At 63.5% G+C, this 26,632-nt stretch carries 22 protein-coding genes; 15 read left to right on the top strand and 7 right to left on the bottom strand.

Annotated features, from left to right (window positions below; translation table 11 throughout):
- Positions 1-4: 4 nt before the first annotated feature.
- The 6 genes from AC07R0_RS02365 (at position 5) to AC07R0_RS02340 (ending at position 5,676) form a co-directional block, all read left to right on the top strand.
- Positions 5-1,093, top strand: coding sequence for a phosphotriesterase family protein (locus AC07R0_RS02365; protein ID WP_495103629.1), 1,089 nt, complete (start codon positions 5-7; stop codon positions 1,091-1,093).
- A gap of 108 nt (positions 1,094-1,201) precedes the next feature.
- Positions 1,202-1,957 carry a glutamine amidotransferase gene (locus AC07R0_RS02360; RefSeq protein WP_495103628.1) on the top strand — a complete coding sequence of 252 codons (756 nt, stop codon included), beginning with the start codon at positions 1,202-1,204 and terminating at the stop codon, positions 1,955-1,957.
- A 27-nt stretch (positions 1,958-1,984) separates the two neighbouring features.
- Positions 1,985-3,130: a M20 family metallopeptidase gene (locus tag AC07R0_RS02355; protein ID WP_495103627.1), complete on the top strand. Its 1,146-nt coding sequence runs from the start codon at positions 1,985-1,987 to the stop codon at positions 3,128-3,130.
- Positions 3,127-4,050, top strand: coding sequence for a ribokinase (locus AC07R0_RS02350; protein ID WP_495103626.1), 924 nt, complete (start codon positions 3,127-3,129; stop codon positions 4,048-4,050). The genes AC07R0_RS02355 and AC07R0_RS02350 overlap by 4 nt, the downstream gene beginning before the upstream one ends.
- 106 nt (positions 4,051-4,156) lie before the next feature.
- Positions 4,157-5,011: an alpha/beta fold hydrolase gene (locus AC07R0_RS02345; RefSeq protein ID WP_495103625.1), complete on the top strand. Its 855-nt coding sequence runs from the start codon at positions 4,157-4,159 to the stop codon at positions 5,009-5,011.
- Positions 5,008-5,676 carry a TetR/AcrR family transcriptional regulator gene (locus AC07R0_RS02340; protein ID WP_495103624.1) on the top strand — a complete coding sequence of 223 codons (669 nt, stop codon included), beginning with the start codon at positions 5,008-5,010 and terminating at the stop codon, positions 5,674-5,676. The genes AC07R0_RS02345 and AC07R0_RS02340 overlap by 4 nt, the downstream gene beginning before the upstream one ends.
- 63 nt (positions 5,677-5,739) lie before the next feature.
- On the opposite strand, the gene AC07R0_RS02335 is transcribed toward AC07R0_RS02340, so the two are convergent.
- Both AC07R0_RS02335 and AC07R0_RS02330 read right to left on the bottom strand, forming a co-directional pair.
- Positions 5,740-7,608, bottom strand: coding sequence for a subtype B tannase (locus tag AC07R0_RS02335; protein WP_495103623.1), 1,869 nt, complete (start codon positions 7,606-7,608; stop codon positions 5,740-5,742).
- A 481-nt stretch (positions 7,609-8,089) separates the two neighbouring features.
- Entirely contained in the window at positions 8,090-9,055 is a 966-nt protein-coding gene (locus AC07R0_RS02330) for a bifunctional enoyl-CoA hydratase/phosphate acetyltransferase (protein WP_495103622.1), read from the bottom strand.
- 95 nt (positions 9,056-9,150) lie between these two features.
- On the opposite strand from AC07R0_RS02330, the gene AC07R0_RS02325 reads away from it, so the two are divergent.
- Complete coding sequence (locus tag AC07R0_RS02325) at positions 9,151-10,371, top strand: acetate/propionate family kinase (RefSeq protein WP_495103621.1); 1,221 nt, start codon at positions 9,151-9,153, stop codon at positions 10,369-10,371.
- A 94-nt stretch (positions 10,372-10,465) separates the two neighbouring features.
- Here AC07R0_RS02325 and fumC read toward each other — a convergent pair whose 3' ends face one another.
- On the bottom strand, positions 10,466-11,857 hold the full coding sequence (gene fumC / locus AC07R0_RS02320) for a class II fumarate hydratase (protein WP_495103620.1): 1,392 nt from the start codon (positions 11,855-11,857) through the stop codon (positions 10,466-10,468).
- 227 nt (positions 11,858-12,084) lie between these two features.
- On the opposite strand from fumC, the gene AC07R0_RS02315 reads away from it, so the two are divergent.
- The 3 genes from AC07R0_RS02315 to AC07R0_RS02305 are packed head-to-tail and all read left to right on the top strand — an operon-like array spanning position 12,085 to position 14,361.
- A complete protein-coding gene (locus AC07R0_RS02315) occupies positions 12,085-12,861 on the top strand; it encodes a basic amino acid ABC transporter substrate-binding protein (protein ID WP_495103619.1) in 777 nt (258 codons plus the stop codon).
- A 23-nt stretch (positions 12,862-12,884) separates the two neighbouring features.
- A complete protein-coding gene (locus AC07R0_RS02310) occupies positions 12,885-13,652 on the top strand; it encodes an amino acid ABC transporter permease (RefSeq protein ID WP_495103618.1) in 768 nt (255 codons plus the stop codon).
- Positions 13,639-14,361 carry an ATP-binding cassette domain-containing protein gene (locus AC07R0_RS02305; RefSeq protein ID WP_315234303.1) on the top strand — a complete coding sequence of 241 codons (723 nt, stop codon included), beginning with the start codon at positions 13,639-13,641 and terminating at the stop codon, positions 14,359-14,361. The genes AC07R0_RS02310 and AC07R0_RS02305 overlap by 14 nt, the downstream gene beginning before the upstream one ends.
- Before the next feature lie 152 nt (positions 14,362-14,513).
- Here AC07R0_RS02305 and AC07R0_RS02300 read toward each other — a convergent pair whose 3' ends face one another.
- Together AC07R0_RS02300 and AC07R0_RS02295 are read right to left on the bottom strand one after the other, a co-directional pair.
- Entirely contained in the window at positions 14,514-16,457 is a 1,944-nt protein-coding gene (locus AC07R0_RS02300; RefSeq protein ID WP_495103617.1) for a PhoX family protein, read from the bottom strand.
- A gap of 228 nt (positions 16,458-16,685) precedes the next feature.
- The gene (locus tag AC07R0_RS02295) at positions 16,686-18,230 is read right to left on the bottom strand and encodes a methyl-accepting chemotaxis protein (protein ID WP_495076692.1); all 1,545 of its coding nucleotides are present in this window, start codon (positions 18,228-18,230) and stop codon (positions 16,686-16,688) included.
- Between the two features lie 115 nt (positions 18,231-18,345).
- On the opposite strand from AC07R0_RS02295, the gene AC07R0_RS02290 reads away from it, so the two are divergent.
- A complete protein-coding gene (locus AC07R0_RS02290) occupies positions 18,346-19,899 on the top strand; it encodes a fumarate hydratase (protein WP_495103616.1) in 1,554 nt (517 codons plus the stop codon).
- On the top strand, positions 19,896-20,756 hold the full coding sequence (gene murI, locus AC07R0_RS02285) for a glutamate racemase (RefSeq protein ID WP_495103615.1): 861 nt from the start codon (positions 19,896-19,898) through the stop codon (positions 20,754-20,756). The genes AC07R0_RS02290 and murI overlap by 4 nt, the downstream gene beginning before the upstream one ends.
- Here murI and dut read toward each other — a convergent pair.
- Both dut and coaBC read right to left on the bottom strand, forming a co-directional pair.
- Entirely contained in the window at positions 20,732-21,181 is a 450-nt protein-coding gene (gene dut / locus AC07R0_RS02280) for a dUTP diphosphatase (protein ID WP_495103614.1), read from the bottom strand. The two genes, murI and dut, sit on opposite strands and share 25 nt — an antisense overlap.
- Positions 21,178-22,419: a bifunctional phosphopantothenoylcysteine decarboxylase/phosphopantothenate--cysteine ligase CoaBC gene (gene coaBC / locus AC07R0_RS02275; protein WP_495103613.1), complete on the bottom strand. Its 1,242-nt coding sequence runs from the start codon at positions 22,417-22,419 to the stop codon at positions 21,178-21,180. Before coaBC ends, dut begins: the two co-directional genes overlap by 4 nt.
- Before the next feature lie 206 nt (positions 22,420-22,625).
- Between coaBC and pyrG the strand changes: the two genes are divergently transcribed.
- The 3 genes from pyrG to eno all read left to right on the top strand — a co-directional run bounded on the left by pyrG (position 22,626) and on the right by eno (position 26,553).
- A complete protein-coding gene (gene pyrG, locus AC07R0_RS02270) occupies positions 22,626-24,275 on the top strand; it encodes a CTP synthase (protein WP_495103612.1) in 1,650 nt (549 codons plus the stop codon).
- Entirely contained in the window at positions 24,272-25,129 is an 858-nt protein-coding gene (gene kdsA, locus AC07R0_RS02265) for a 3-deoxy-8-phosphooctulonate synthase (protein WP_495103611.1), read from the top strand. The genes pyrG and kdsA overlap by 4 nt, the downstream gene beginning before the upstream one ends.
- Positions 25,130-25,266: 137 nt before the next feature.
- Positions 25,267-26,553 (top strand): phosphopyruvate hydratase, encoded by a 1,287-nt coding sequence (eno, locus tag AC07R0_RS02260; RefSeq protein ID WP_495103610.1) that lies wholly within the window; start codon positions 25,267-25,269, stop codon positions 26,551-26,553.
- Positions 26,554-26,632 lie beyond the last annotated feature (79 nt).

Genomic DNA, 26,632 nt, shown 5'->3' with positions numbered 1-26,632 from the left:
CGCAATGCAGAACTCCATTTTCAGCCACCCCGAGCCGCTGCCCGTGGGCGTAAGCAGCGGCCATGTGATGACGGTGCTGGGTCCGTTACCCGTCGCCCAGATGGGCGTGACACTGATGCACGAACACATCCTGCTGGATGCGTCTGGCAAGTGGGTTGCTCCATCGTGCTGCAGCGAGCGGCACATCGGAGAACAAAAGGTGCACATGGGCATCCTGGGTGCCCTGCGCATGAACCCGCTGGCCAACCGCGACAACTGCCAGCTGTTCGACCCCGACATGGCGGTCGAAGAGCTGATGAAGTTCCAGGAACTGGGCGGCAACACCGTGGTAGACCCGACCAACCTGGGCATAGGCCGCGACCCGCAGGCGCTGCAGCGCATATCGCGCCGCACGGGCCTGAACATCGTCATGTCCACCGGCTTTTACCTGGAGCCTTCGCACCCCAATTACGTGGCGAAAAAGTCCGTGGAGGAGCTGACCGAACAGCTGGTGTACGACGTGGGCGGCGGCGCCCGCAAGCCCGAGGTGATCGCCGGGCTGATCGGTGAAATCGGCGTTTCCCACGACTTCACCGCCAACGAAGAAAAATCCCTGCGTGCCGCCGCGCGGGCCAGCGCCCAGACGGGCGTGCCCCTGTCGGTTCATCTGCCCGGCTGGCTGCGCCACGGCCACCGCGTGCTGGACGTTGTGGAGTCCGAAGGCGCGAACCTGAACCATACCGTGCTGTGCCACATGAACCCCAGCCACCGCGATACCGAATACCAGCATTCGCTGGCGCGGCGCGGCGCCTGGCTGGAGTACGACATGATAGGCATGGAGTTTTATTACCCCGAAGAACAGGCGCCCGCGCCATCCGACGAGGACAACCTGCGTGCCATCCGTGCCCTGATCGACGCGGGTTTCATCGACCGCCTGCTGATCTCCCACGACGTATTTTTGAAAACCATGCTGACCCGCTTTGGCGGCCACGGCTATGGCTACATCCTGAAATATTTTGTGCCCCGCATGCGCCTGCACGGCGTGACCGATGCGCAGATTGAAACCCTGCTGGTGCACAACCCGCAGCGGGTGTTCGCCAACACCGTAGGCTGAGGTCTTGCACCAAGAGTTCGCACCGCACAGGCCATTTTGTAAACCGCTTTCCAATGCCATCCACGGAGCCGATGGCACCCCTACACAACAACACCCAAGGACATAGACATGAAGAAATCCATACTGCTGGCCGGAGAGACCTGGACCAGCACCGCCACCCACATCAAGGGCTTTGACCAGTTCCCCACCATCACGTACCACAACGGTGCCACGGCCTTCCTGGACGCATTCAAGGACGGCGACTACCAGATCACCCATATGCCGGCCCATGTCGCGCAGGAAAGCTTCCCCTCCACACTGGAAGGCCTGCAGGCATTTGACGCCATCATCCTGTCCGACATTGGCGCCAACACCTTGCTGCTGCACCCGGACACCTGGGCCAAAAGCCAGCGCACGCCCAACCGGCTCAAGCTGCTGCGCGAATACGTGCGCGGCGGCGGTGGCCTAATGATGGTGGGCGGCTACCTGAGCTTTCAAGGCATCAACGGCAGCGCGCGCTTCCACAAAACCCCGGTGGAAGAAGTGCTGCCCGTGCAGTGCCTGCCCTTTGATGACCGCGTGGAAGTGCCAGAGGGCTTTACCCCGCAACTGCTGGCTCCACACCCCGTCACCGCCGGGCTGGGCACGCAGTGGCCGCACCTGCTGGGCTACAACGAGGTCACAGTGAAACCCGGCGCCACACTGATTGCCACGGTGCCAGAAACCGGCCATCCGCTGCTGGTGGCGGGCCAGTTTGGCCAGGGGCGTACATTGGCCTGGACCAGCGATATGTCGCACCACTGGCTACCGCCCGAGTTTTCCGACTGGCAGGGCTACCGCCAGCTCTGGCAGAACAGCCTGGACTGGCTGACCAAGGTGGTCTAACCCCTATCCAACAGCAGGAGCAGTGCAATGCTAGCCATCGATCCTGTAGAACTGACCCGCCAACTGGTGGGCTTCACCTCGGCCAACCCGCCGGGGGACGAAGAAGACTGCGCGCGCTTTCTGGCTGGCCTGCTGCAGGAGGCCGGCTTTGCGGTACAGCTGCACAGCTTTGGCGAACGCCGCATCAACCTCGTCGCCCACATCGAAGGTGCTGCGGGAGGTGCCCCCCTGGGCTTCACCGGCCACCTGGACACCGTGCCCCTGGGCGCTGCCCCATGGCAGCACGACCCTTATGCCGGCGAGGTGGTGGATGGCAAGCTCTACGGGCGCGGCAGCAGCGATATGAAGGGCGGTATCGCCGCCTTCATCGCCGCCTGCCTGCCACTGCTTGACAGCCTGCGCCAGGGCAGCGGCCTGCAGCTGATACTGACCGGCGGCGAGGAAACCGGCTGCGACGGCGCCCATGCGCTGATTGCGGCCCAGCCCGCCTGCCTGGTGCCGCTGGGTGCGTTGATCGTGGGCGAGCCCACAGGCAACCGCGCGCTCATTGGCCACAAAGGTGCTTTATGGCTGAACGCCACGGCACGCGGCGTCACGGCACACGGCGCCATGCCGGAACAGGGCGTGAACGCCATCTACGCCGCCGCCGATGCGCTGGTAAAGATCAGGAGCTTCGAGGTCGGCCCGGCCCATGCGCTGATGGGTTCACCCACGCTGAACGTAGGCACCATCCAAGGCGGTTTGAACATCAACTCAGTGCCCGACCAGGCCCGCTTTACCATCGACATCCGCAGCGTGCCGGGCATAGAGCACCGCTGCGTGTCGGAGCGCTTGCACGCCCACCTGGGCAATATCGAACTCGCGCCCTTGATCGACCTGCCGGCGGTGTATTCCGACCCCGAGCACTCGTGGATCGCCCGCGTCACGCAGCTGGCGCAGCAGCATGGCGAGCCCTGCACCCACCGGCGCACGGTGCAGTATTTCACCGATGCCGCCGTGCTGACGCCGGCCACCGGGCATCCGCCCACCATCATCCTGGGGCCGGGCGAAAGCGACATGGCCCACAAAACCAATGAATACTGCCGCGTAGACCGGCTGCACCAGGCGGTGCGGCTCTATGGCGAAATCCTGCGCGACTGGGTGGCGCACAGCTCTGCGCCGCAGGCAGCATGAGGCAGCGCGGCAGCCAGGTATGCGTAGTAGGCAATGCCGCCTTCGATTTTCTGCTGCAGACCGAGCGCCTGCCGCGTGCCGGCGAAACCCTGCTGGCTGGCCACACCCAGCTGGACTATGGCGGCAAAGGCGCCAACCAGGCGGTGTGCGCAGCGCGCACGGGCACAGCGGTGGTGTTGTTCTGCGCGCTGGGCGATGACGCGGACGGCTGGCGCTTTCTGTCCCGGCTGGTGGACGAAGGCATAGACACACAGCACATCCGCCGGCTGCCCTGCGCCACCGACCTGTCGGTGATCACCGTGGACCTGCAGGGCGAAAACACCATCGTCACCCGCAACGAGGCTGCCGCCCAGTACCGGCCGGACCCGCAGGTCGTGCTAAACGCCACCGCCGCAGGCGACTGGGTGGTACTGCAAGGCAATCTGGACGCCAGCCTCAGTACCGACATCTTGCGCCTGGCACGCAGCCAACAGCGCCGCACCCTGCTCAACCCCGCGCCCGTACCGGAAGCCTGCCTGCAAATGCTGGGCTACGTGGATGTCTTGGTACTCAACCAGGTGGAAGCCGCAGCCATCACCCAGCTTGACGGGGCCGCCGAAGCGGCCCGCCGGCTACAGCAGGCGGGCGCACAGCATGTCGTTGTGACCCTGGGCGCCGCCGGCCTGCTGTGGTGCAGCGCCCGTGGCATACAACAACTACCTGCGGTACCCGCCCAGGCCGTGGACACGGTGGGTGCGGGTGATGTCTTCTGCGGCACCCTGGTTGCCGGCCTGGCGCAGGGCTACGCCATGGCCAGCGCCTTGCAATGGGCCCAGGCTGCCGCGGCACTGTCCGTCACACGCCACGGCACCCAGGCCAGCTTTCCCACCCATCCAGAGATGCGCAGCCTGCAGCCTGCGTGGCCGCCCACAGGCACATAAGAAATAGGCCTCTAGCGCAGGTAGTGCCTGCGCAAGAAGCTATCATTTATGCAGCGCGATAGTTTGCTACTACACTACGGCCCCCTGCTTTCGCTTGAGCCCACCCGTGCCCATACCCGCCATCGCCGCGCTGCGCAGCCGCGCCACCCAACACCTCACGCCCTGCGACGACGGCCATATCGTCTGGCACAAATGGGGCCCGGCCGATGGCGGCCAGCGCCCGCTGCTACTGTTGCACGGCGGCAGTGGCAGCTGGACCCACTGGGTACGCAACATCAACGCCCTGGTGGACGCGGGCCGCCAGGTCTGGGTGCCCGACCTGCCCGGCTTTGGCGACTCCGCCCTGCCCCCGGACGGCATGGACGCCGACGTGATCGCCGCACCGCTGGAAGCCGGCCTGCAGCAGCTGCTGGGCGCGCAGCCGGTGGATGTGGTGGGCTTTTCATTCGGCGGCATGGTGGGCAGCTTTCTGGCCGCCGACTACCCGGCGCGGGTGGCTCGCCTGGTGGTGGTGGGCGCCGTGGGGCTGGGCCTGGTGCCGCGCAACACCGTCAAGCTCAAGGGCTGGCGGCATCTACAGGCCGAGGACGCGCGCGACGCCATCCACCGCTTCAACCTGGCCGCACTCATGCTGCACCAGCCTGAGGCCATAGACGCCGACACGCTGGCCCTGCACAAAGCCAATGTACAGCGCGACCGCCTGCCCGCGCGCCGGCTGTCCAACACCGATGTGCTGAAGCAAAACCTGCTGCGCGTGGCATGCCCCGTGTCGGCCATCTATGGCCGCGAGGATGCGCTGTACGTAGGCCACCAGGACTTGCTGCAAGCCAGCTTGCAAGCCCTGCCGCACTTTCAGCAATTCGCGTGGATAGACCAGGCCGGGCACTGGGTGCAGTACGAGCGCGCCGATGCCTTCCACACCGCCCTGCAGCAGCTGCTGCCTCCTATACTGGGCGAATGAACGAACCCGACCATTCGCGCAGCAAGGCCAAGGACGCACGCACCACGTCGCGCACCAACAACCCGGACCGCACGCGCGAAAACATCATCGAGGTGGCCACCCGCGAGTTCTCCGAAAAAGGCCTGGCCGGCGCCCGCGTGGACGTGATCGCCGACACCACGCACACCAGCAAGCGCATGATCTACTACTACTTCGGTAGCAAGGAAGGCCTGTACATCGCCGTGCTGGAGGCCGCCTACAGCCGCATCCGGCAAATAGAGTCCGAGCTGCACCTGGAAGACCTGGAGCCCGAGTTAGCCCTACGCACCCTGGTGGCCTTCACGGTGGACTACCACTACGCAAACCCCGCATTCGTACGCCTGGTCATGAGTGAGAACATGCAGCGCGGCGAATTCCTGGCGCAAAGCACCAGCATCCAGCAGCGCAACGAGCCCGCCATCGAAGCTATCACCGCCGTTTACCAGCGCGGTGTGGCGGCCGGCGTATTCCGCAGTGGCCTGGACCCGGTGGACCTGCACATGTCGATCAGCGGTCTGAGCTTTTTCAACGTGGCCAACAGCCACACTTTTGCACTGATCTTCCAGCACACACTGGACAGCCCGGACGCCATGCGCCAGCGCTGCGCCAATGTGGTGGAAATGGTGCTGCGCTACGTAAAGGCCTGAGCCCGGCGGGCCTGGCCAGGCCCAACCATTGCGCCGTTGCATGGCGATGCTGAAGATCCAGTCTTAATTCCCAGCGGCCAAGCGCTGGTCGATCCAGCTGAAGGCGTCTAGCACGTCGTAGTTGCCGGCGTGCCCCTGATCCCAGAAGAGTGCGTAATCAACATCCTTGACCTTGGAGTCCGCCTTCAGCGCACGGCTGAGGTTGTAAGCCACGGTGAAAGATGTGTCGCGGTCTCGCGCGCCAACGCGGATGCGCCAGTGCGTCGTGATGCCGGCGGTTTTGCCGACATAGGGCAGAGCGTTGATCATCTTGTACTGGTTCAACAGATACGCCTGCTGCGGGTTGGCAGCCCAGGTGTAGCCGGTATTCGCCAAGCCCACATCGCTTTGCGCGGCGTTGATGGCGTCCCCGCCGTTGTTGTTGTTCCAAGCGTACTCGGTGAAGTTGGAATACACCTGGGCAGCGGTGCCGAACAAATTGGACTCGCCTCCGCTGTAGTTGCCATAGATAGTGGCTCCCGCCAGGGTGGTGTCCGCCGTAGCAGTCGTCGCGAGGGCGGCAGTTTGACCGAGTTGGTCAAAAGCCGGCACGGCCTTGAGCCGGGATTGCTTGGCCACGAACTTCAGGTAGTTCGACATATTGAAGTTGGTTACCGTACCACTCGAATCCACGTTGATGAAGTCGTTCTTGTAGTACAGGGTTCCGCTTCCGCCGACCACGCCATTGGCCGCAGCACTGCCATAAGCGTTGTAGGCTACGAAAGTCTTGCCAGCCTTGACGTACGTGCTTGCCGCTTTCTTGATTTCGGTCTGCAAGGCGGCCAGCATATTGTCGGTGGTCAGCGCCGTGCCATCATCATTCTTCAAGCCCAGGCCAGCTTGGTAGGTCGCGAACTTATTCATCAGCGCGGTGCTGCCCGTCGGGTCTGGATTCGAGGCACGGACGAGTTCATTACCGCTCGCATCCACGATCAGCCCGGCCTTCTGGTCCGCAGACACCAGTGAACGCGTATCCAGCACATTGAACATCCACTCGTAAGCCAGGTCGGCACTGCCCAGGTCCTGAATGGGGCAATAGGCCACGACGGCATAGACACTGTCGCTGATGGAGCTCTTGCCGCTCGTGTCGATGCCGGCCGCACCGGCAGCTTTCAGATACGGCAAATAGTCTTCGCCGTCGCCCGTGGCACCAAGCTGCGTGCTCTGCGCACCACCACCGCTGGTGCCGTTCACCACGATGCGGCTGGCACTGCCCGGCATGAGGCTGTCATTCAGGCGCAAATAGCGCACGGCGGCCTTGGCATCGACGATGGCGGCTGGCGCCTTGCCCTGGTAGATGCCGTCGTCGTAGACGCCAGCGGGGGCCACCGCGCCGCGGCTGCGCGAGGCCATGTTGATATAGACGAAACCACGGGCCAGCGCAGCCCCCTTCTTGTCGGTATCGCTGTTGCTGACGTACGTGCCGCCGTTGACGATGTCGGCCCCGGCGTAATTGCTGTTGGTGATGGGGTCCGTGCCATTCCAGCCGCCCTTGCCCCCTTGGTAGCTGGCCAACCAGCCGGCGTTGTTGACGTTCAGCAAGATAGCGTTGTCTTGCTTGGCCGCATCCACCTCGCGCACAAAGATGTTCATGTTCTGGTAGCCGCAGCTCTGGTTGTCCACCGCTCCGGCGGACTGCGTAGCCGCCAATTGCATGGGCTTGCCGACGTAGCACACCTCGCGGTACCAGCGTACCGGCGTGCTCACACCGTCCAGGGTGACCGTGATCGTCGTGTACTTGGTCGTATCGAAAGCCAACTGGCTGTCATATACACCGGGGCCTGCGGTACTGGAAGCAGCGCTGCTGCCGCCGCCGCAGGCCGTCATCAGGCCGGTAACCGATATCGCGGCAATGGAGGCCGCAAGTGCGCGCCGTTTGAATTGTGTGTGCATGCTTGTCTCTTTAATGAAGTGATTGAACGTGGTCTCCTCAGGGTCCGACGTGCCGGCTCTAGCCGCTCTTGTGCCCGTGTGGGTGGCTGCAGGCCAGCGGTTGGCCGACCTTTGTCGTCATGGAAGACAGTGCATGGGTGCCGCGCCGCTTCTGAAACTCTTGCAAACCTTGGGCTGGATGGCCCGGTGCGTGGTTTTCTTTGCTTCGAGTCAATGACATGAAGGGGCACTTTACGCAGCCGACATGCGTCGCAGAAGATGCCGCGTTAAGGGGCGCGATAACCCCCAAACATCATGGTTTTCCATAGGCAGCAATGAAATTGCACCGCAGGTGCGGGTAGACGCCCGCAAGTTGAAGGCAGCTGGAACGGCACGGCAAGTGCATGGCGCGAAACACCGCCATCCCGCGGCGCAACGGCTGCGTCGAATCGCTCTTCGCTACATGCAGAAATAAGCGCCCGCATGGGCGCAGCGGCAGGAGCTAGCCTACCGCTTTGATCAAGCCGTCGCGCCCAGCCTGGACCAGCATGGAAGCCACCGCGCAGGACGCCAGCCGGGCCGACTCAGAGTCCGCCCGGCTGGTGAGGATGATCGGCACCTTGGCCCCCAGCACTATGCCCGCGGCATAGGCCCCGGCCAGAAAGGTCAGGCTCTTGGCCAGCATATTGCCGGCATCCAGGTCGGGCACGATCAACACGTCAGCATGGCCGGCCACGGGCGAAGTGATGCCCTTGATGCGCGCGGCGTCCAAGTCGATGGCGTTGTCCATGGCCAGGGGGCCGTCCAGCTGGGCACCGGTGATCTGACCCCGCTCGGCCATCTTGCACAGGGCCGCCGCGTCGATGGTGGACGGTACTTTGGAGCTGACCGTTTCCATCGCCGACAGCACGGCCACGCGCACCGGCGAGACATGCAGCGCATGCGCCAGGTCAATGGCGTTCTGCACGATGTCCACCTTCTCGTCCAGACCCGGCGCGATGTTGATGGCGGCATCGGAAATGATCAGGGGCCGTGGGTGTCCGGGCACGTCCATCACAAAACAATGGCTGATGCGGCGGGACGTGCGCAGCCCCCCTTCATGCTTGACGACGGCTGCCATCAACTCGTCGGTATGCAGACTGCCCTTCATCAGCGCGTCCACCTCGCCGCGCAAAGCCATTGCCACCGCCACTTCGGCCGCCGCATGGCTGTGGGGTGCGTCCACCATGTACAAGCCGCTCAGGTCCAGATGCGCCTGCTGCGCAATCGCCTCCAGCTTGGCGCGCGGCCCCACCAGCAGCGGCGTGATCAAGCCCAGCCGAGTCGACTCCAGCACCGCCTGCAAAGACACATCGTTGGCTGGGTGCACCACGGCCACCCGCAGCGGTGGCCACTGCCGGGCAGCTGCGATCAGCCTGTCGTAGTGGGGATGGGAACTGGCGATGGTGGTTGGGACGGAATCAGGCATGGGCATAATTAAAATGGGAAACAAGGAACGCACAAGCATGGGCGGGCCAACCATCGTACCGCCATACACCCACCCCTTAGTGACACACACATCCCATGCCGCTCACAACCCACAGCGATCTGATAGCGGTAGCCAACGCTGGCTCCTCCAGCCTGAAGTTTTCACTGTATGAATGGCATGCCGGGAATGCGCTCACGCTGCTGATGCGCGGCCTGGTCGAAGGGCTGGGCACGGCCCCGCACTTCGTCGCCAAAAGCCCCAGCGGCAAGATCCTGGGCGAACGCGTACTGGCCCCTGACGCGGCATTGGGCCATGACGCCGCGCTGCACCACGTGATCGAGTTCGTACGCGGACTGGTGCCAGACATCCAGCTGCGCGGCATCGGCCACCGGGTGGTGCACGGCGGCCTGACGCACGCGCAACCCGTGCAGGTCACGCGGGCCGTGCTGGAAGATTTGCAAGCCCTGTCGCCCCTGGCGCCGCTGCACCAGCCGCACAATCTTTCGCCGATACGCCTGGCCTTTGATGCGCTACCGGGTGTGCCGCAAGTCGCCTGCTTTGACACCGCATTCCACCGTGCCCATGCCGAAGTCGCGCAGATGTACGCCCTGCCCTATGCCCTGCATGAGTCCGGCGTGCGCCGCTATGGTTTCCATGGCCTGTCCTATGAATACATTGCCTCGCGCCTGCCCCTGGTAGCCCCCGCGCTGGCACAGGGGAAGGTCATCGCGCTGCACCTGGGCAATGGCGCCAGCCTGTGTGCGCTGCAAGGTGGGCACAGCGTGGACAGCACCATGGGCTTCACCGCGCTGGATGGCCTGCCCATGGGCACCCGCTGCGGCGCCGTGGACCCAGGCGTGCTGCTCTACCTGCTGCAAGCCAAGGGCATGGACGCCGCGCAGGTGGAGTCCATGCTCTACCGGGAATCGGGCCTACTGGGTGTGTCGGGCATCTCCAGCGACATGCGCGTGCTGCTGGCCAGCGACGCGCCCCGCGCACAACTAGCGGTGGATCTGTTCGTCTACCGCATCCTGCGCGAAATTGGCTCCCTGGCCGCCGCACTGGGCGGCGTGGATGGCATCGTATTCACCGGTGGCATAGGCGAGAACGCGGCCGAGATACGCCGCCGGGTCGTCGACGGCCTGGGCTGGCTGGGCTTCAGCCTGGACAGCCAGGCCAATGCCACCGGCGGGCCCTGCATTTCTGCTGCGGGCAGCGCCCGCTCGGCCTGGGTCATCCCCACCGACGAGGAATGGATGATCGCAAGCCATACCGCCCAGCTGCTGAGTGCGCGCCCGGCGGAATTTTCCGCCTGAGCCCATCCTCACGCTACAAGCCTTTTAGACCTCTTGCGCAGGAACTACCTGCGCAAGCAGCTATAAATTAAGTAGCATCACGCGCACCCGCAGATCAGCGCCCAACCATGTTGCCGGGCACCACCCATTGGTCAAACTGCTCGCCCGTCACATGGCCGGACGCCACGGCCGCCTCGCGCAGGCTGCTACCCTCCTTGTGCGCCTTCTTGGCGATGAAGGCGGCCTTGTCATAGCCAATGTGGGTGTTCAGCGCCGTCACCAGCATCAGCGAGCTGTTCACCAGCGCGGTGATGCGCTCGCGGTTTGGCTCTATGCCCGCCGCGCAGTGGTCGTTGAAGCTGACCATGCCGTCGGCCAGCAGGCGCACGCTCTGCAAGAAGTTGTGCGCCACCATGGGGCGGAACACGTTCAGCTCGAAGTTGCCCGAGGCGCCGCCGAAGTTGATCGCCACGTCGTTGCCAAACACCTGGGCCGCCAGCATGGTTACGGCCTCGCTCTGCGTGGGGTTGACCTTGCCCGGCATGATGCTGGAGCCGGGTTCGTTCTCGGGAATGCTCAGCTCACCAATGCCGCTGCGCGGGCCGCTGGCCAGCCAGCGCACATCGTTGGCAATCTTCACCAGGCTGGCAGCCAGGGTCTTCAACGCGCCATGGGCGTGCACCAGCGCGTCGCAGCTGGCCAGGGCTTCGAACTTGTTGGGCGCCGTCACAAACGGCAGGCCGGTCAGGCGCGCCAACTCGGCTGCGGCCTGCTCGGCATAGCCCTTCGGTGCATTCAGCCCGGTGCCCACCGCCGTGCCGCCCAGCGCCAGTTCACACAGATGCGGCAAGGCGGCCTGCACATGGCGCGCGCCATGTTCCAGCTGGGCCACATAGCCCGAGAACTCCTGGCCCAAGGTCAGCGGCGTGGCGTCCTGCAAATGGGTGCGACCAATTTTGACGATGTCGGCAAAGTCGGCGGACTTCTTAGCCAGCGTGGCGCGCAGCTTTTCAATCGCGGGCAGCAGCTTATGGGTCAATGCATCCACCGCCGCCACGTGCATGGCGGTGGGAAACACGTCGTTGCTGGACTGGCTGCGGTTCACGTCGTCGTTCGGGTGCACCAGCCGGCCCTCGCCACGCTCGCCGCCTAGCAGCTCGCTGGCACGGTTCGCCAGCACCTCGTTGACGTTCATATTGGTTTGCGTGCCCGAGCCGGTTTGCCACACCACCAGCGGGAATTCGGACGGGTGCTGGCCGGCAATCACCTCGTCAGCCGCGGCCACGATGGCCTGGGTTTTCTTCTCGTCCTGCAGGCCCAGCGCGTGGTTCACCACCGCAGAGGCCCGCTTCACCTGGGCCAGCGCGCGAATGATTTCGCGCGGCTGTTGTTCGCCCGAGATGTCGAAGTTCTGCAGCGAGCGCTGCGTCTGCGCGCCCCACAGTTTGTCCGCGGGCACATCGATGGGGCCGAAGGTGTCGCGTTCGGTACGGGTGCTGGTATGCATGAAATCAGAGCGGCCAGTGCCGCTGGTATGGATGGCATTAAATGGTATCAATTCTCATTAAAACCACGCTGCCGGCGTGCTTTTACCGGCGGACGGCCTATGGATTAAGCACCCCAACCCATTCACCCAGCGGCGGCACAACTATTGCATAGTCGCCGATTGGTATATTCCGCGATTGGTTTAGCAAACACTTAACCAATTTTCTCACCATCCTACAAGTACCTCCCATGAAAATCATCCACAAACTCGCGGCCTCGCTCGGCCTCTTCGCGATTGCGCTCGGCTCCGTCGGCAGCGTCCAGGCCCAGAACAAAGAGCTGGTGGTCGGCTCCAGCGCCACCTACCGCCCGTTTGCGTACGAGAGCCCAAGCAAGGAAATCGTCGGCTACGACGTGGACATCATCAAGGCCGTGGCGCAAAAAGCCGGCCTGCAGATCAAGATCGTCAACACCCCCTGGACCGGCATCTTCGCCGCGCTGAACAACGGCGACGTGGACCTGGTGATCTCCGGCGTGACCATCAACGACAAGCGCAAGCAGTCGTACGACTTCACCGCCCCGTATTTCGAAGCCCGCCAGCTGATCGCCGTGCCGCAAGCCAGCACCGCCAAGACGCTGAAAGACCTGGCCGGCAAGAAGATCGGCGTAGTTACCGGCAGCACCGGCGACGATATTTCTTCGCGCGAATTCGGCAAGACCAACCCCGACATCCGCCGCTTTGAAAGCACGCCCGTGGTGATCGCCGAGCTGGCCAATAGCGGCCTGGACGCCGCCATTGGCGACAACGGCGTGATCGCCTTCCGCGTGCAGGAGCACAAGCAGCTGAAGACAGTGAACGACCCGAGCTTTCCTAAAGAATTCTTCGGCATCGTCGTCAAGCAGGGCAACAAGGCGCTGCTGGACAAGCTGAACACCGGCCTGGCCGCGGTCAAGGCCGACGGCAGCTACGCGACGATCTACAAGAAGTGGTTCCAGGCCGACGCGCCCACCCTGCCCGCGCAATAAACCGAGCCCGGTAGTTTTTTTCGATGGAACAAGTTCTCTGGTTCGGCTGGTTCCGCGCCGACATCATTGCGGAATACGCCGAGCTGTTCTGGCGCGGCCTGCAGATGACCATCACCGTCACGCTGATCTGCATCGTCCAGGGCACGGCCCTGGGCCTGGCGATCGGCATGGCGCGGGTGGCCGAAGCCCGCCACGCACCGGCGCGCCAGCTGTGCAAATACCTGCTGCGCTGGCCGTCCACCGTGTACGTCAGCTTCTTCCGCGGCACGCCGCTGTTCGTGCAGATTCTGCTGATCCACTTCGCGGTGCTGCCACTGTTCATCAACCCGGCCGATGGCTTGTTCATCTCGGGCGACACTGCGCGCAACATCAAGCAGAACTACGGCGCCTTTGTATCGGGCATCGTGGCGCTGACCTTGAATGCCGGCGCCTATATCTCGGAGATCTTCCGCGCCGGCATCCAGTCGATCGACAATGGCCAGGTGGAAGCCTCACGCTCGCTGGGCATGTCGTTTCGGCGCACCATGTTCCACATCGTGCTGCCGCAGGCGTTTCGCCGCATGCTGCCGCCGCTGGGCAATAACGCGATTTCGCTGCTGAAGGACTCGTCGCTGATCTCGGCCATCGGCCTGGCCGAGCTGGCCTATGCGGCGCGCACCGTGGCTGGCGCCTACTCGCGCTACTGGGAGCCGTACCTGGCGATTTCACTGATGTACTGGGTGCTGACCCTGGGCCTGGCCTACGGCATCAAACAACTGGAGGCTCGCTATGGACGTGGTGATTCGCGTTGAGAAACTGACCAAGCAATTCGGCACGGCACCGGTATTGCGCGGCATCGACTGCGCGATCCATGCGTCCGAAGTGGTCTGCGTCATCGGGCCGTCCGGCTCGGGCAAGAGCACGTTTCTGCGCTGCCTGAACGGTCTGGAAGACGCATCCGGCGGCACGGTGCTGGTGAACAATGTGTCGGTGCACGACCCCAAGACCAATATCGACGCGCTGCGCGCCGAGATCGGCATGGTGTTCCAGCGCTTCAACCTGTTCCCGCACAAGACCGTGCTCGAAAACATCACCCTGGCGCCCAGCAAGGTGCGCAAGCTGACCGACGCCCAGGCCCGGGCGCGTGCCAGCGAGCTGCTGCTGAAGGTGGGACTGCTGGAGAAGATCGACGCCTACCCGAACCAGCTGTCCGGCGGCCAGCAGCAGCGCGTGGCAATTGCCCGCGCGCTGGCGATGCAGCCGCGCATCATGCTGTTTGACGAGCCGACCTCGGCGCTCGACCCGGAAATGGTCGGCGAAGTGCTGGCGGTGATGCAGGCGCTGGCCGAAGAAGGCATGACCATGGTGGTTGTGACCCACGAGATGGGCTTTGCCCGCCAGGTGGCCGACCGCGTGTTGTTTCTGGACGAAGGCCTGGTGGTCGAGCAAGGTACGCCGACCGAGCTGTTCGACAGCCCAAAGGAAGAGCGCACGCGCAAATTCCTCAGCAAAGTGCTGTAAGCACGCTGTTGCTGGCTGTACCCGTGCAAAAGCCCGCCGATTCCTCGGCGGGCTTTTTTTATGGATGCTGAATCCAATAAGAAAAAGAGCCTCCAGCGCAGATAGAACCTGCGCTAGAAGCTCTCTTTTCAATAGCAACGAGCTACCAGGGATCAACCCAGCTTGATGGCCACCGGGTCGGCGGTCAGGTAGCCCACGGCGGCGCCGAAGCGGTCTTTGTAGTTGGCGCGCACCAGCGGGTCCAGCACGGCTTGCACCTTGCCGTGCAGCGGGGGCAGCCAGTCGCCGGCGTGCTGGAAGTTGCTCATCACATAGGTCCAGCCGTTGATCTCGTCCACCGCGTGCAGGCCAGTGGATTCGGCGCCTGCAGGGGTGGACAGCACGCGGGTCAGCGCCTTGGTGTCCACGTTGTAGGCCCACAGGTAGTTGTTGACGTGCAGGCTGGTGTCTTCGCCGATGAACAACGTGCGCAGCTTTTCCGAGAACTTCAGGTTGTCGGGGTTGGCGATCTTGTCGATGTGGGCCAGGTTGCCCATGGCATCGGCGGCGATGTCCTCACCGGCCAGCAGGGTCTTGGTGACGGTAGGTACCCATTCGCTCTGGATGGCAGCACCCTGGATGTCCTTCTGGCCGCCGGCCAGTTTGTGCTCGACCACGGCGCCGGCCACCAGGGCCTTGCTGACAGCGATGCCGCTGCTGGCCGTCCAGCCCTTGCCGCCCTTGACCATGGAGTTCTGGATGTAGGACAGCGCGGAGTAGGCCACCTTGTCCTTGATGTTGACAGTGGTGCCTTCCATTTTGGTGAAGGCCATGGTGCCGCCCATCACACCGGCGTAGCGGTGGGTTTCCAGGAAGGCGGCGGCTTTTTCCATGCCGGGTTTGACCTTGACCCAGTTGGCCACGCCGTCGATGAAAACCTGGGTGAAGCTGGCGTCCTTGGGGTCGGCCTTGCGCACGTCCATGATGTCGCTGGGCTTCAGGGAGTTGGCCATCTGCTCGATCTCGGCGCTGGTGGCATGGCCCAGCTTGATCCAGTACACGCTGGCACCGGCAGCGGCCGGGTCCACCGAGAAACCGGCGTCCAGGCTGGCCACGTACAGCGTGCCGGCGGACAGGTCTTTTTCCTTGTCGGCCACGAACATAAACAGGCCGCCGTTGGTGAAGTCATCGCCCATCAGCGCGGTGCGGTTGTCGGGCATGACCTGGATCAGCTCGTGCGAGATGCGGCCCAGGCAGTAATGCTTTTTGATGGTGCCGGTGCCGTCGGGGTTGACGGTCACTTCCGGCAGGTGGCCGTAGTGGTAGGGGTTGGCCTTGTTCTCGTCGCCAAACAGGTTCTTGCTGAAGGTCTTGAAGTGCTTGACTTCGTCGATAAAGGGCGCGTTGGGCTCGTATTCTTCGCTGGACAAATGGGTGTTCCAGGGCGACAGGCTGGCGCCGCAGGTGATCCACAGGCCATGGGCGCTGGAGGTGTCCACATTGTGGTACTTCACCAGGCTGAGCTTGCCGGTCTTGGGGTCCTGGTCCAGGGTCAGCACCGCGATGGGCGACGGCAGCGTGCCGTAGGCATCGGCACCGGCCTGGTCGCGGGTGGCGTATTCAAACTGCACCACGGCAAACACGGACTTGCCTTGGATGCCGGGGACGTTGGCATTGGGCAGGCTCAGCATCGAGGAGCCGTCCGGGCAGTCCGAGTAGAAATGGCGCTCCTTACCGGCCACCGACTTGTCCAGAATCGGCTGGTTGCGGATGTCGAAATAGCCACCGGCCAGCACCTTGCCGCCCTTGCCGTCCGGCACCATGTCGCCAGTCACAAAGAAAGGCTGGTAGGCCAGCTTATAGCTTTGCGTGGTGTTGTCCTTGTAGGTGATATTCAGGGTGGAACCTACGGCCACGGTCGCCATGGCGGCCGGGTTGGCCAGCGTGGGCGCGGCCATGCCAGTGAAGCTGGCCGAGGCGAAACCGGCCGTGCTCGGTGCCGTGGTGGCGCAGCCCGACAGCAGCGACGTGGTGGCGAAAGCGCCCAAGGGCAGCATGGGCGCGGTGGCCAGGAATTTCAAAGCGCTGCGGCGCGAAGCAAGGTTCAGTTCAGACATGGAGGCTTCCGTGGGTTTATGAAATTCGGCAGCGTTGCAACAGCAGGTGTGCAACACATGTAACCGGAATCATAGGAAGCGCATGTGTCAGTTTTTTGACTGTCACAACCCATGCTAGGGCGGTGTGGCGCCAGGCTAAACCATACGGTTTATAAAAAAGAGGCCGCTAGCGCAAGCAGTACCTGCGGTAGCAGCTATTTTTTATGTAGCAACCACCAGGACGGCTGGCTAAACCTTGAAGGCATCTACAGCCGTTTGCAAGCGGTCCACCTGCTCCGCCATGGCCGAGGCAGCAGCAGCGGTCTCATCGACCAGGGACGCGTTTTGCTGCGTCACCAGCTCTAGCTCCATCACCGCCTGGTTGACGTGCTCAATGCCATCGCTTTGCTGCAGCGACGCATCCTTCATTTCTGCGAGCACACCGGTAACCTGCTGCACGGCCTGCACGATTTCCTGCATGGTGCGCCCGGCCTGCCCCACCCGCGATGCACCACTCTCCACCTGGGCCACGGAATTGCCAATCAGCCCCCGTATCTCTTTGGCCGCTTCGGCGCTGCGCTGGGCCAGGTTGCGCACCTCGCTGGCCACCACGGCAAAACCCCGCCCCTGCTCGCCGGCACGGGCGGCTTCCACGGCGGCATTCAGCGCCAGGATATTGGTCTGGAAGGCGATGCCTTCGATCGCGCCAATGATGTCCACAATCTTTTTGGAACTGGCGCTGATCGCGTCCATAGTCACCACCACCTCGCCCACCACGGCGCCACCGCGCAAGGCGATCTGCGACGCATTGCCCGCCAGTCCATCCGCGCTCTGGGCCCGCTGGGCGTTTTCGCGCACCGTGGCGGTGAACTGCTGCATGCTGGATGCCGTCTTTTGCAGCGAAGCCGCCTGGGACTCTGTGCGCTGCGATAAATCCGCGTTGCCCTGGGCGATCTCCCGAGAGGCCACGGCGATGGAACCCGTCGCGTCCTTGATACGCAGCACCAGATCGCTGAGCTTGGCCTCCATATCGCCCATGGAGCCGAGCAAGCGGCCAAACTCGCCACCGTCCTGCACCTCGAACTTCTGGCTGAAGTCACCCGTGGCGATGGCTTCTGAAAGCAGCAAGGCCTGGTTCAACGGCCGAACAATGCTGCGGCCCATCGCAAACGCAGCGCCACTGCCCAGCAGCAAGGCAGCCAGCCCCAGGCCCAAGAGCAAACTGCGGGTGGTGCGGATACGCTGCAGCACGTCCGCCGCATCGGCATCGGCCAGCTCTTTTTGCTTGCCCACCAGCGCTTCCACCTGGGCTTGCATGGCGTCCAGGGTGGGCAGGGTCTGCTCCTTGGATTCCTTGCGCGCATCGGGCAGCTCCTCTTCCGCGATGGAATGCAGCACCTTGGCAAACGAGTCCGCGTGCTTTTTGCGGTTGGCTTCGATCGCCGCCACCATGGCGCTGCCTTCCGTGGAGCCCTCCAGCCGCGCCAGGGTTTGCAGGGCATCCGTGATTTGCTTCTTTTCGGCCTCGATGTCCGCCACCGTCTTGTCTTCCTGCGCCTTGTCCACAGCAAAGAACAGCTCGACGGTACGGCGCGCAATGGTCCGCGTCGCCACATTGATACGGGCAGCCGCCGCTGTTTTGACAAAGCCCTCGTCCACCATGCGCTGGTTGATCTGCCCCAGGTCGCCCAGGCGCACCAAAGCCACCGCGATGACCAGCGCCAACAATGCCAGCACCAAGCCAAACACCAGATTCAAACGGGTCATGACTTTCATGTGGGTAAAAATTTGCATGCTCACTCGATTCTGATAATAAAAACAATGCACAAGTCTATGCTGGGCTGCCAAGAACCTTAACCCATCGCAACAGAGATAATCCTAGGGTTTCCCCACAACTACCGACCCCACCATGAGCACGTCCATCCGCCAAGCCGACCTGATCGAATCCGTAGCCGCCGCCCTGCAGTACATCAGCTACTACCACCCCACCGACTACATCGCCCACCTGGCGCGCGCCTATGAGCGCGAGCAAAGCCCGGCGGCCAAGGACGCGATTGCGCAAATCCTGACCAACAGCAAGATGAGTGCCACCGGCCAGCGTCCGATCTGCCAGGATACCGGCATCGTCAACGTATTCCTGAAAGTGGGCATGGACGTGCGCTGGGAAGGCTTCACCGGCAGCCTGGACGACGCCATCAACGAAGGCGTGCGCCGTGGCTACAACCACCCCGACAACACCCTGCGCGCCAGCGTGGTGGCCGACCCGCACTTCGATCGCAAGAACACCAAGGACAACACCCCCGCCGTAATCTTCACCGAGATCGTGCCCGGCAACACCGTCGAAGTCACCGTCGCGGCCAAGGGCGGCGGCAGCGAAAACAAGAGCAAGATGGTCATGCTCAACCCCGGCGACAGCATCGTCGACTGGGTGCTGAAGACCGTGCCCACCATGGGCGCTGGCTGGTGCCCGCCCGGCATGTTGGGCATAGGCATCGGCGGTACCGCTGAAAAAGCCGTGCTGATGGCCAAGGAAAGCCTGATGGACGACCTGGACATGTACGAGCTGCAGGCCAAAAAGGCCTCCGGTGCCGAGCTGACCAAGGTCGAGGCCCTGCGCATCGAGCTGATGGAAAAGGTCAACGCCCTGGGCATTGGCGCCCAAGGCCTGGGTGGCCTGACCACCGTGCTGGACGTAAAGATCAAGATGTACCCCACCCACGCCGCCAGCAAGCCCGTGGCCATGATCCCCAACTGCGCGGCCACCCGCCACGCCCACTTCGTGATGGATGGCAGCGGCCCGGTTTACCTGGACCCACCATCGCTGGACCTGTGGCCCAACGTGAACTGGACGCCCGACTACAAAACCAGCAAAAAGGTAGACCTGAACACCCTGACCAAGGCCGAAGTCGCCAGCTGGAAACCCGGCGACACCCTGCTGCTGAACGGCAAGATGCTGACCGGCCGCGACGCCGCCCACAAGCGCATCCAGGGCATGCTGGCCAAGGGCGAGCCGCTGCCCGTGGACTTCACCAACCGCGTCATCTACTACGTTGGCCCGGTCGACCCCGTGCGTGACGAGGCCGTGGGCCCCGCCGGCCCCACCACCGCCACCCGCATGGATGGTTTCACCGAAATGATGCTGAGTGAGACCGGCCTGATCGCCATGATCGGCAAGGCCGAGCGCGGCCCGGTCGCCATCGAAGCCATCAAGAAGCACCAAAGCGCCTACCTGATGGCCGTGGGCGGCGCCGCGTACCTGGTCAGCAAGGCCATCAAGACCGCCAAGGTCGTGGGTTTTGCCGACATGGGCATGGAAGCCATCTACGAATTCGACGTGGTGGACATGCCCGTCACCGTGGCAGTGGACGCGGGCGGCACCAGCGCCCACATCACCGGCCCGGCCGAATGGCAAAAGAAGATCGCCACCGGCGAATTCAAGGGCATTGGGGTAGCCGCCGCTTGAACCTGAGCACCGCCCCCATAGGCGTCTTCGACAGCAGCATCGGCGGCCTGAGCGTCTTGCAGGCGCTGCTCGCCGAGCTGCCGCTGGAGCACTTCGTCTACCTGGACGACGGAGGGCACGCGCCCTACGGTGAGCGCGGCGACGCCTATGTGATCGCCCGCAGCCGGGCGGTGACGCAGCATCTGCGCAGCTGCTACGACATCAAGGCCCTGGTGATTGCCTGCAACACGGCCACCATGGCGGCCGTGGCCCTGCTGCGCGCCGAGCACCCGGACCTGCCCATCATCGGCGTGGAGCCTGGCCTGAAGCCGGCTGCCGCGGCCAGCAAAACCAAGCGCGTGGGCGTAATCGGCACGCGCGGCACCGTCACCAGCGCCAAGTTCGACGCCCTGCGACGCAGCCTGCAGAGCCAGGCCGAGTACATCGTGCAGCCCTGTGACGGCCTGGCGGACGCCATCAGCCGCAGCGTGGCCACGGCTGATGATTCAAAAGTGATAGCACTCTGCGCAGATTACATAGGCGCCATGGGTAGATTTGGCACACAGGCCGATGAGATCGACACCCTGGTGCTGGGCTGCACCCACTATGTGTTCGTGCAAGACCAGCTGGCTGAATTGGTAGGCCCGCAGGTGCAGATTTTGTCCACCGGCAAACCGGTAGCACGGCACACCCGCCGCCTGCTGGAGGCCGCTCAGACCTTGGCCACAGCCGGCCCGGGCCGGGTCCAGCTCACCACCACCGGCGACCCGGCGGTGCTGCAGGCCGCCGCCCAGCGCTGGCTGGGCTTTGCGACCGAGCCGGCCTTTATTGCAAGCTTCTCGGGCAGCCCCGATCAGGCCTTGCCAGTAGAGCCGTAACCGCCCTCGCCGCGCTCCGACGCGGTGGGGAATTCATTCACGATATTGAACTGTGCCTGCACCACCGGCACGATCACCAGTTGCGCCAGGCGCTCCATGGGGTCGATGGTGAAAGGCACCGTGCTGCGGTTCCAGGCGCTGACCATCAGCTGGCCCTGGTAGTCGCTGTCAATCAGGCCCACCAGGTTGCCCAGCACGATGCCATGCTTGTGGCCCAGGCCGGAGCGCGGCAATATCAGCGCCGCATAACCGGGGTCGGCCAGGTGGATGGCGATGCCAGTGGGCACCAGCTTCCAGGCGTTAGCCACCAGGGTCAGCGGCTCGTCCAGGCAGGCGCGCAAGTCCAGGCCAGCACTGCCAGGGGTGGCGTAGGCAGGCAGATGGTCTGCCATGCGGGGGTCAAGAATGCGAACGTCGATTTTCATAGCGGGAGTCGGGTAGCGATCTCGGCGACCAGGCGGCGCGCCAAGCTCAATTTGGAAGCGTGGGGGAGTTCGGTGGCGCCGTGCGCATCCACCAACAGCAAAGCATTGTCGTCCTTGCCAAACGTAGCCGGACCGATATTGCCCACCAGCAGGGGCACGCCCTTGCGCTTGCGTTTGGCCTGGGCGTTGGCCAGCAGGTCCTGGCTCTCGGCGGCAAAACCTACGCAGAACAAGGCGCCGCTCAAAGCCCGGGCAGACTGGGCCACGGTGGCCAAAATGTCGGTGTTCTCCACAAACTGCAGCTGGGGCGTGGCGCCCGAGCCGTCTTTCTTGATTTTTTGCTCGGCGGCCTGGGCGGGGCGCCAGTCGGCCACCGCTGCAGTCGCAACAAAAATACTAGCTGCCTGCGCAGATTCCACCACCGCTGCAAGCATGTTTTGTGCAGATTTCACGTCGATGCGTGTCACGCCACGCGGCGTCGCCAAAGCCACCGGCCCGGCCACCAAGGTCACCTCGGCACCGGCCTCGCGCGCCGCACGGGCGATGGCAAAGCCCATCTTGCCGCTGCTCAGATTGGTGATGCCGCGCACCGGGTCGATGGCCTCGTAAGTCGGTCCGGCCGTGACCAGCAGGCGCTGGCCGGCCAGCGGCTTGGGCGCGAAAAAGGCAATCACATCTTCCAGCATCTCGGCCGGCTCCAGCATGCGGCCATCGCCGGTCTCGCCGCAGGCCTGCGGGCCGTTACCCACGCCCAGAAGATGCACTCCGTCTTCGGCCAACTGGGCCATATTGCGCTGGGTGGCCGGGTGCACCCACATTTCGCGGTTCATCGCCGGGGCAATCAGCAAGGGCACCTTGGCGATCGGCCGGGCCAGGCACAGGAGGCTCAGCAATTCGTCCGACCGGCCCTGCACCAGCCGCGCCATGAAGTCGGCGCTGCAGGGCGCGATCAGGATGGCATCGGCCTCGCGGCTCAGGTTGATGTGCGGCATGGTGTTGGGCTCGCGCACATCCCATTGGGATGTGTACACCGGCCGGCCGCTTAACGCCTGCATGGTGGTGGGCGTGATGAATTGCTCAGCCGCCTCGGTCATCACCACTTGCACCGTTGCGCCCTGCTTGATCAGCAGCCGGCACAGTTCGGCCGATTTGTAGCAGGCAATACCGCCGGTGAGGCCCAGCACGATGTGCTTGCCCGCCAGGTCGCCATCGGCCGAAAGAAGTGTGTTGGGGTTCATGGCGGGCAATGTAGCAGAGCAAATACCAAGGCACTCGGCAAGGCTCAAGGGCAAATTCCAGAGACACCGTGGAACTGGCTTTGCCAGGCCACTGGTGTCGCCCCCTGCAAGGGGGTTGGCGTAGCGACACGCAGTGCGCGAAGACTGGGGGTGAGCCTTATATAATCACCATTTCCACCTCCTCGGGATTACGTCCCGACTTTGAGATGACCAAATTTGTCTTCGTCACCGGCGGTGTCGTGTCTTCCCTCGGCAAGGGAATCGCTTCAGCCTCTCTTGCAGCTCTTCTCGAATCGCGTGGCCTCAAAGTCACCCTCATCAAGCTGGACCCCTACCTCAACGTAGACCCGGGCACCATGTCGCCGCTGCAACACGGCGAAGTTTTCGTCACCGATGACGGCGCAGAAACCGACCTGGACTTGGGCCACTACGAGCGTTTCGTTGAAACGCGCATGCGCAAGTCCAACAACTTCACCACCGGCCAGATCTACCAAAGCGTGCTCGACAAAGAGCGCCGTGGCGACTACCTGGGCAAGACCGTGCAGGTCATCCCGCACGTGACCAACGAAATCCAGGAGTTCATCAAGCGCGGTGCGCGCTTTGGCGAAGCCGATGCGGTGGACGTGGCTATTGTCGAAGTCGGTGGCACCGTGGGCGACATTGAGTCCCTGCCCTTCCTGGAAGCTGTGCGCCAGATGAGCCTGAAGCTCGGCCCGAACAACACAGCCTTCGTGCACCTGAGCTACCTGCCCTGGATTGCCGCCGCTGGCGAGCTGAAGACCAAGCCCACCCAGCACACCGCCAAGCAGCTGCGCGAAATCGGCATCCAGGCCGATGTGCTGCTGTGCCGCGCCGACCGCCCGATTCCGCAGGAAGAGCGCTCCAAGATATCGCTGTTCTCCAACGTCGCCGAATGGGGTGTGATCTCCATGTGGGACGTGGACACCATCTACAAAGTGCCGCGCATGCTGCACGAGCAAGGCCTGGACGGCCTGATCTGCGACAAGCTGCGCCTGAACACCCCGCCCGCCAACCTCAAGCGCTGGGACGACCTGGTCTATGAGACCGAGCATCCCAAGGGCGAAGTCAACATCGCCATGGTCGGCAAGTACGTGGACCTGAGCGACAGCTACAAATCGCTGAACGAAGCGCTGCGCCACGCCGGCATGAAGAACCATGTGCGGGTCAAGATCAACTACATCGACTCCGAAACCATCACCCCGGCCACCGTGTCGCGCCTGGGCGGTTTTGACGCGGTGCTGGTGCCCGGCGGCTTCGGCAAGCGTGGCATCGAAGGCAAAATTTGCGCAGCCCGCTTTGCCCGCGAGCACAAGGTGCCCTACCTGGGCATCTGCCTGGGCATGCAGGTCGCCACCATCGAATTCGCCCGCCATGTGGCCGGCCTGACCGATGCCAACAGCACTGAGTTCGAACCCGAGACGCCCCACCCCGTGATCGCACTGATCAACGAGTGGAAAGACGCGGACGGCACCATCAAGATCCGCGACGAAAACTCCGATCTGGGTGGCACCATGCGCCTGGGCGCGCAAAGCTCTGACGTGGCTCCCGGCACGGTAGCGCACAGCATTTACGGCGATGTCGTGACTGAACGCCACCGCCACCGGTATGAGGCCAACGTCAACTACCTGGACCGCTTGCGCGAGGCCGGCCTGGTGATCTCGGCGCTGACCCAGCGCGAACAGCTGACCGAAATGGTCGAGCTGCCGCAGAGCCAGCACCCCTGGTTTGTGGGCGTGCAGTTCCACCCCGAGTTCAAGTCCACCCCCTGGAACGGCCACCCGCTGTTCAATGCCTTCGTGAAGGCATCCCTGGACCACCAAGGAGCAAACAAATGAAACTCTGCGGATTTGACATTGGCCTGGACAAGCCCTTCTTCCTGATCGCCGGCCCCTGCGTGATCGAGTCCGAGCAGCTGCAGATGGACACCGCCGGCACGCTGAAGGAAATCACCACCGAACTCGGCATTCCCTTCATCTTCAAGAGCAGCTTCGACAAGGCCAACCGCAGCAGCGGCAACACCTTCCGCGGCCCGGGCATGGAAAAAGGCCTGGAAATCCTGGCCAAGGTGAAGCGCGAACTCGGCCTGCCGGTGCTGACCGACATCCATGACGAATCGCAGATCGCCCATGTCGCCAGCGTCGTTGACGTACTGCAGACCCCGGCCTTTTTGTGCCGCCAGACCGATTTCATCCGCGCCGTGGCCCAAAGCGGCAAGCCGGTGAACATCAAGAAGGGCCAATTTCTGGCCCCCGGCGACATGAAGAACGTGATCGACAAGGCCCGCGCTGCCGCCAAGGAAGTCGGCCTGAACGAAGACAACTTCATGGCCTGCGAACGCGGCGCCAGCTTTGGCTACAACAACCTGGTCAGCGATTTGCGCAGCCTGGCCATCATGCGCGAAACCCACGCCCCCGTGGTATTCGACGCCACCCACTCGGTGCAGCTGCCCGGCGGCCAGGGCACCAGCAGCGGCGGCCAGCGCGAGATGGTGCCGGTGCTGGCACGCGCAGCCGTCGCCGTGGGCGTGGCTGGCGTGTTCATGGAAACCCACCCGGACCCGAGCAAGGCCATGAGCGACGGCCCGAACGCGGTGCCGCTGAAACACATGCGCGCCCTGCTGGAAACGCTGGTGGCGCTGGACCGCGTGACCAAGAAGAACGGCTACCTGGAAAACAGCTTTTCCGCATAACGGATGGCAAACGGCGGTTACGTACCCTGAACAATCGCCAAGCCATCCGTTACACAGCCCCAAGGCATGCAAAAATCCCATATTGAGCTCCTGGCCCCAAGCCACGCCCGATTTTTATTTAACTAGGAAGACAAAAAATGAGTGCAATTGTTGACATCGTCGCCCGTGAAATCCTGGATTCGCGCGGCAACCCCACCGTGGAATGTGATGTGCTGCTGGAATCCGGCACCATGGGCCGCGCGGCTGTGCCGTCGGGCGCATCCACTGGTTCGCGCGAAGCCATTGAGCTGCGCGATGGCGACAAGAAGCGCTACCTGGGCAAGGGCGTGCTCAAAGCCGTTGAAAACATCAACACCGAAATCGCCGAAGCCGTGCTGGGCCTGGACGCTGCTGAACAAGCCTTCCTGGACAAGACGCTGATCGACCTGGACGGCACCGAAAACAAATCCCGCCTGGGCGCCAACGCCATGTTGGCCGTCTCCATGGCCGTGGCACGCGCTGCGGCTGAAGAGTCCGGCCTGCCCCTGTACCGCTACTTTGGCGGCATGGGCGGCATGCAACTGCCTGTGCCGATGATGAACGTCATCAACGGCGGCGCACACGCCAACAACAGCCTGGACCTGCAAGAGTTCATGATCATTCCGGTCGGCGCTCCCAGCTTCCGCGAAGCCCTGCGCTACGGTGCCGAAGTGTTCCACGCGCTGAAGAAGATCCTGCACGACCGCCACATCAGCACCGCTGTCGGCGACGAAGGCGGCTTTGCCCCCAGCGTGGAAAACCACGAAGCCGCCATCCAGCTGATCCTGGAAGCCATCTCCCTGGCCGGCTACACCGCCGGTGAAGACATCGTGCTGGGCCTGGACTGCGCCGCAAGCGAGTTCTACAAAGACGGCCAGTACGTACTGGAAGGCGAAGGAGGCATCAAGCTGTCGGCCGCGCAATGGACCGACATGCTGGCCACTTGGTGCGACAAGTACCCCATCATCAGCATCGAAGACGGCATGGCCGAAGGCGACTGGGACGGCTGGAAACTGCTGACCGACCGCCTGGGCAAAAAGGTGCAGATCGTGGGCGATGACCTGTTCGTCACCAACACCAAGATCCTGCAAGAAGGCATCGACAAGGGCATCGCTAACTCGATCCTGATCAAGATCAACCAGATCGGCACCCTGACCGAAACCTTCGCCGCGATTGAGATGGCCAAGCGCGCCGGCTACACCGCCGTGATCTCGCACCGCTCGGGCGAAACCGAAGACTCGACCATCGCCGATATCGCCGTGGGTACCAATGCTGGCCAGATCAAGACTGGCTCCCTGAGCCGTTCCGACCGCATGGCCAAGTACAACCAGCTGCTGCGCATAGAAGAAGACCTGGGCGATGTGGCCACCTACCCCGGTCGCAAAGCTTTCTACAACCTGAAGTAATGCTGGCCTGCCGGCTCGACGCCCACGCTCGCACCCTGCTTGCAGGCGTGTGGGGTATCGCGCCGGCATGACTGCGTTT

Source organism: Rhodoferax sp. GW821-FHT07F03 (genome assembly GCF_059418745.1).
Note: the sequence above shows the minus strand (reverse complement) of the source record. Positions and strands in the feature narration are given on the sequence as shown.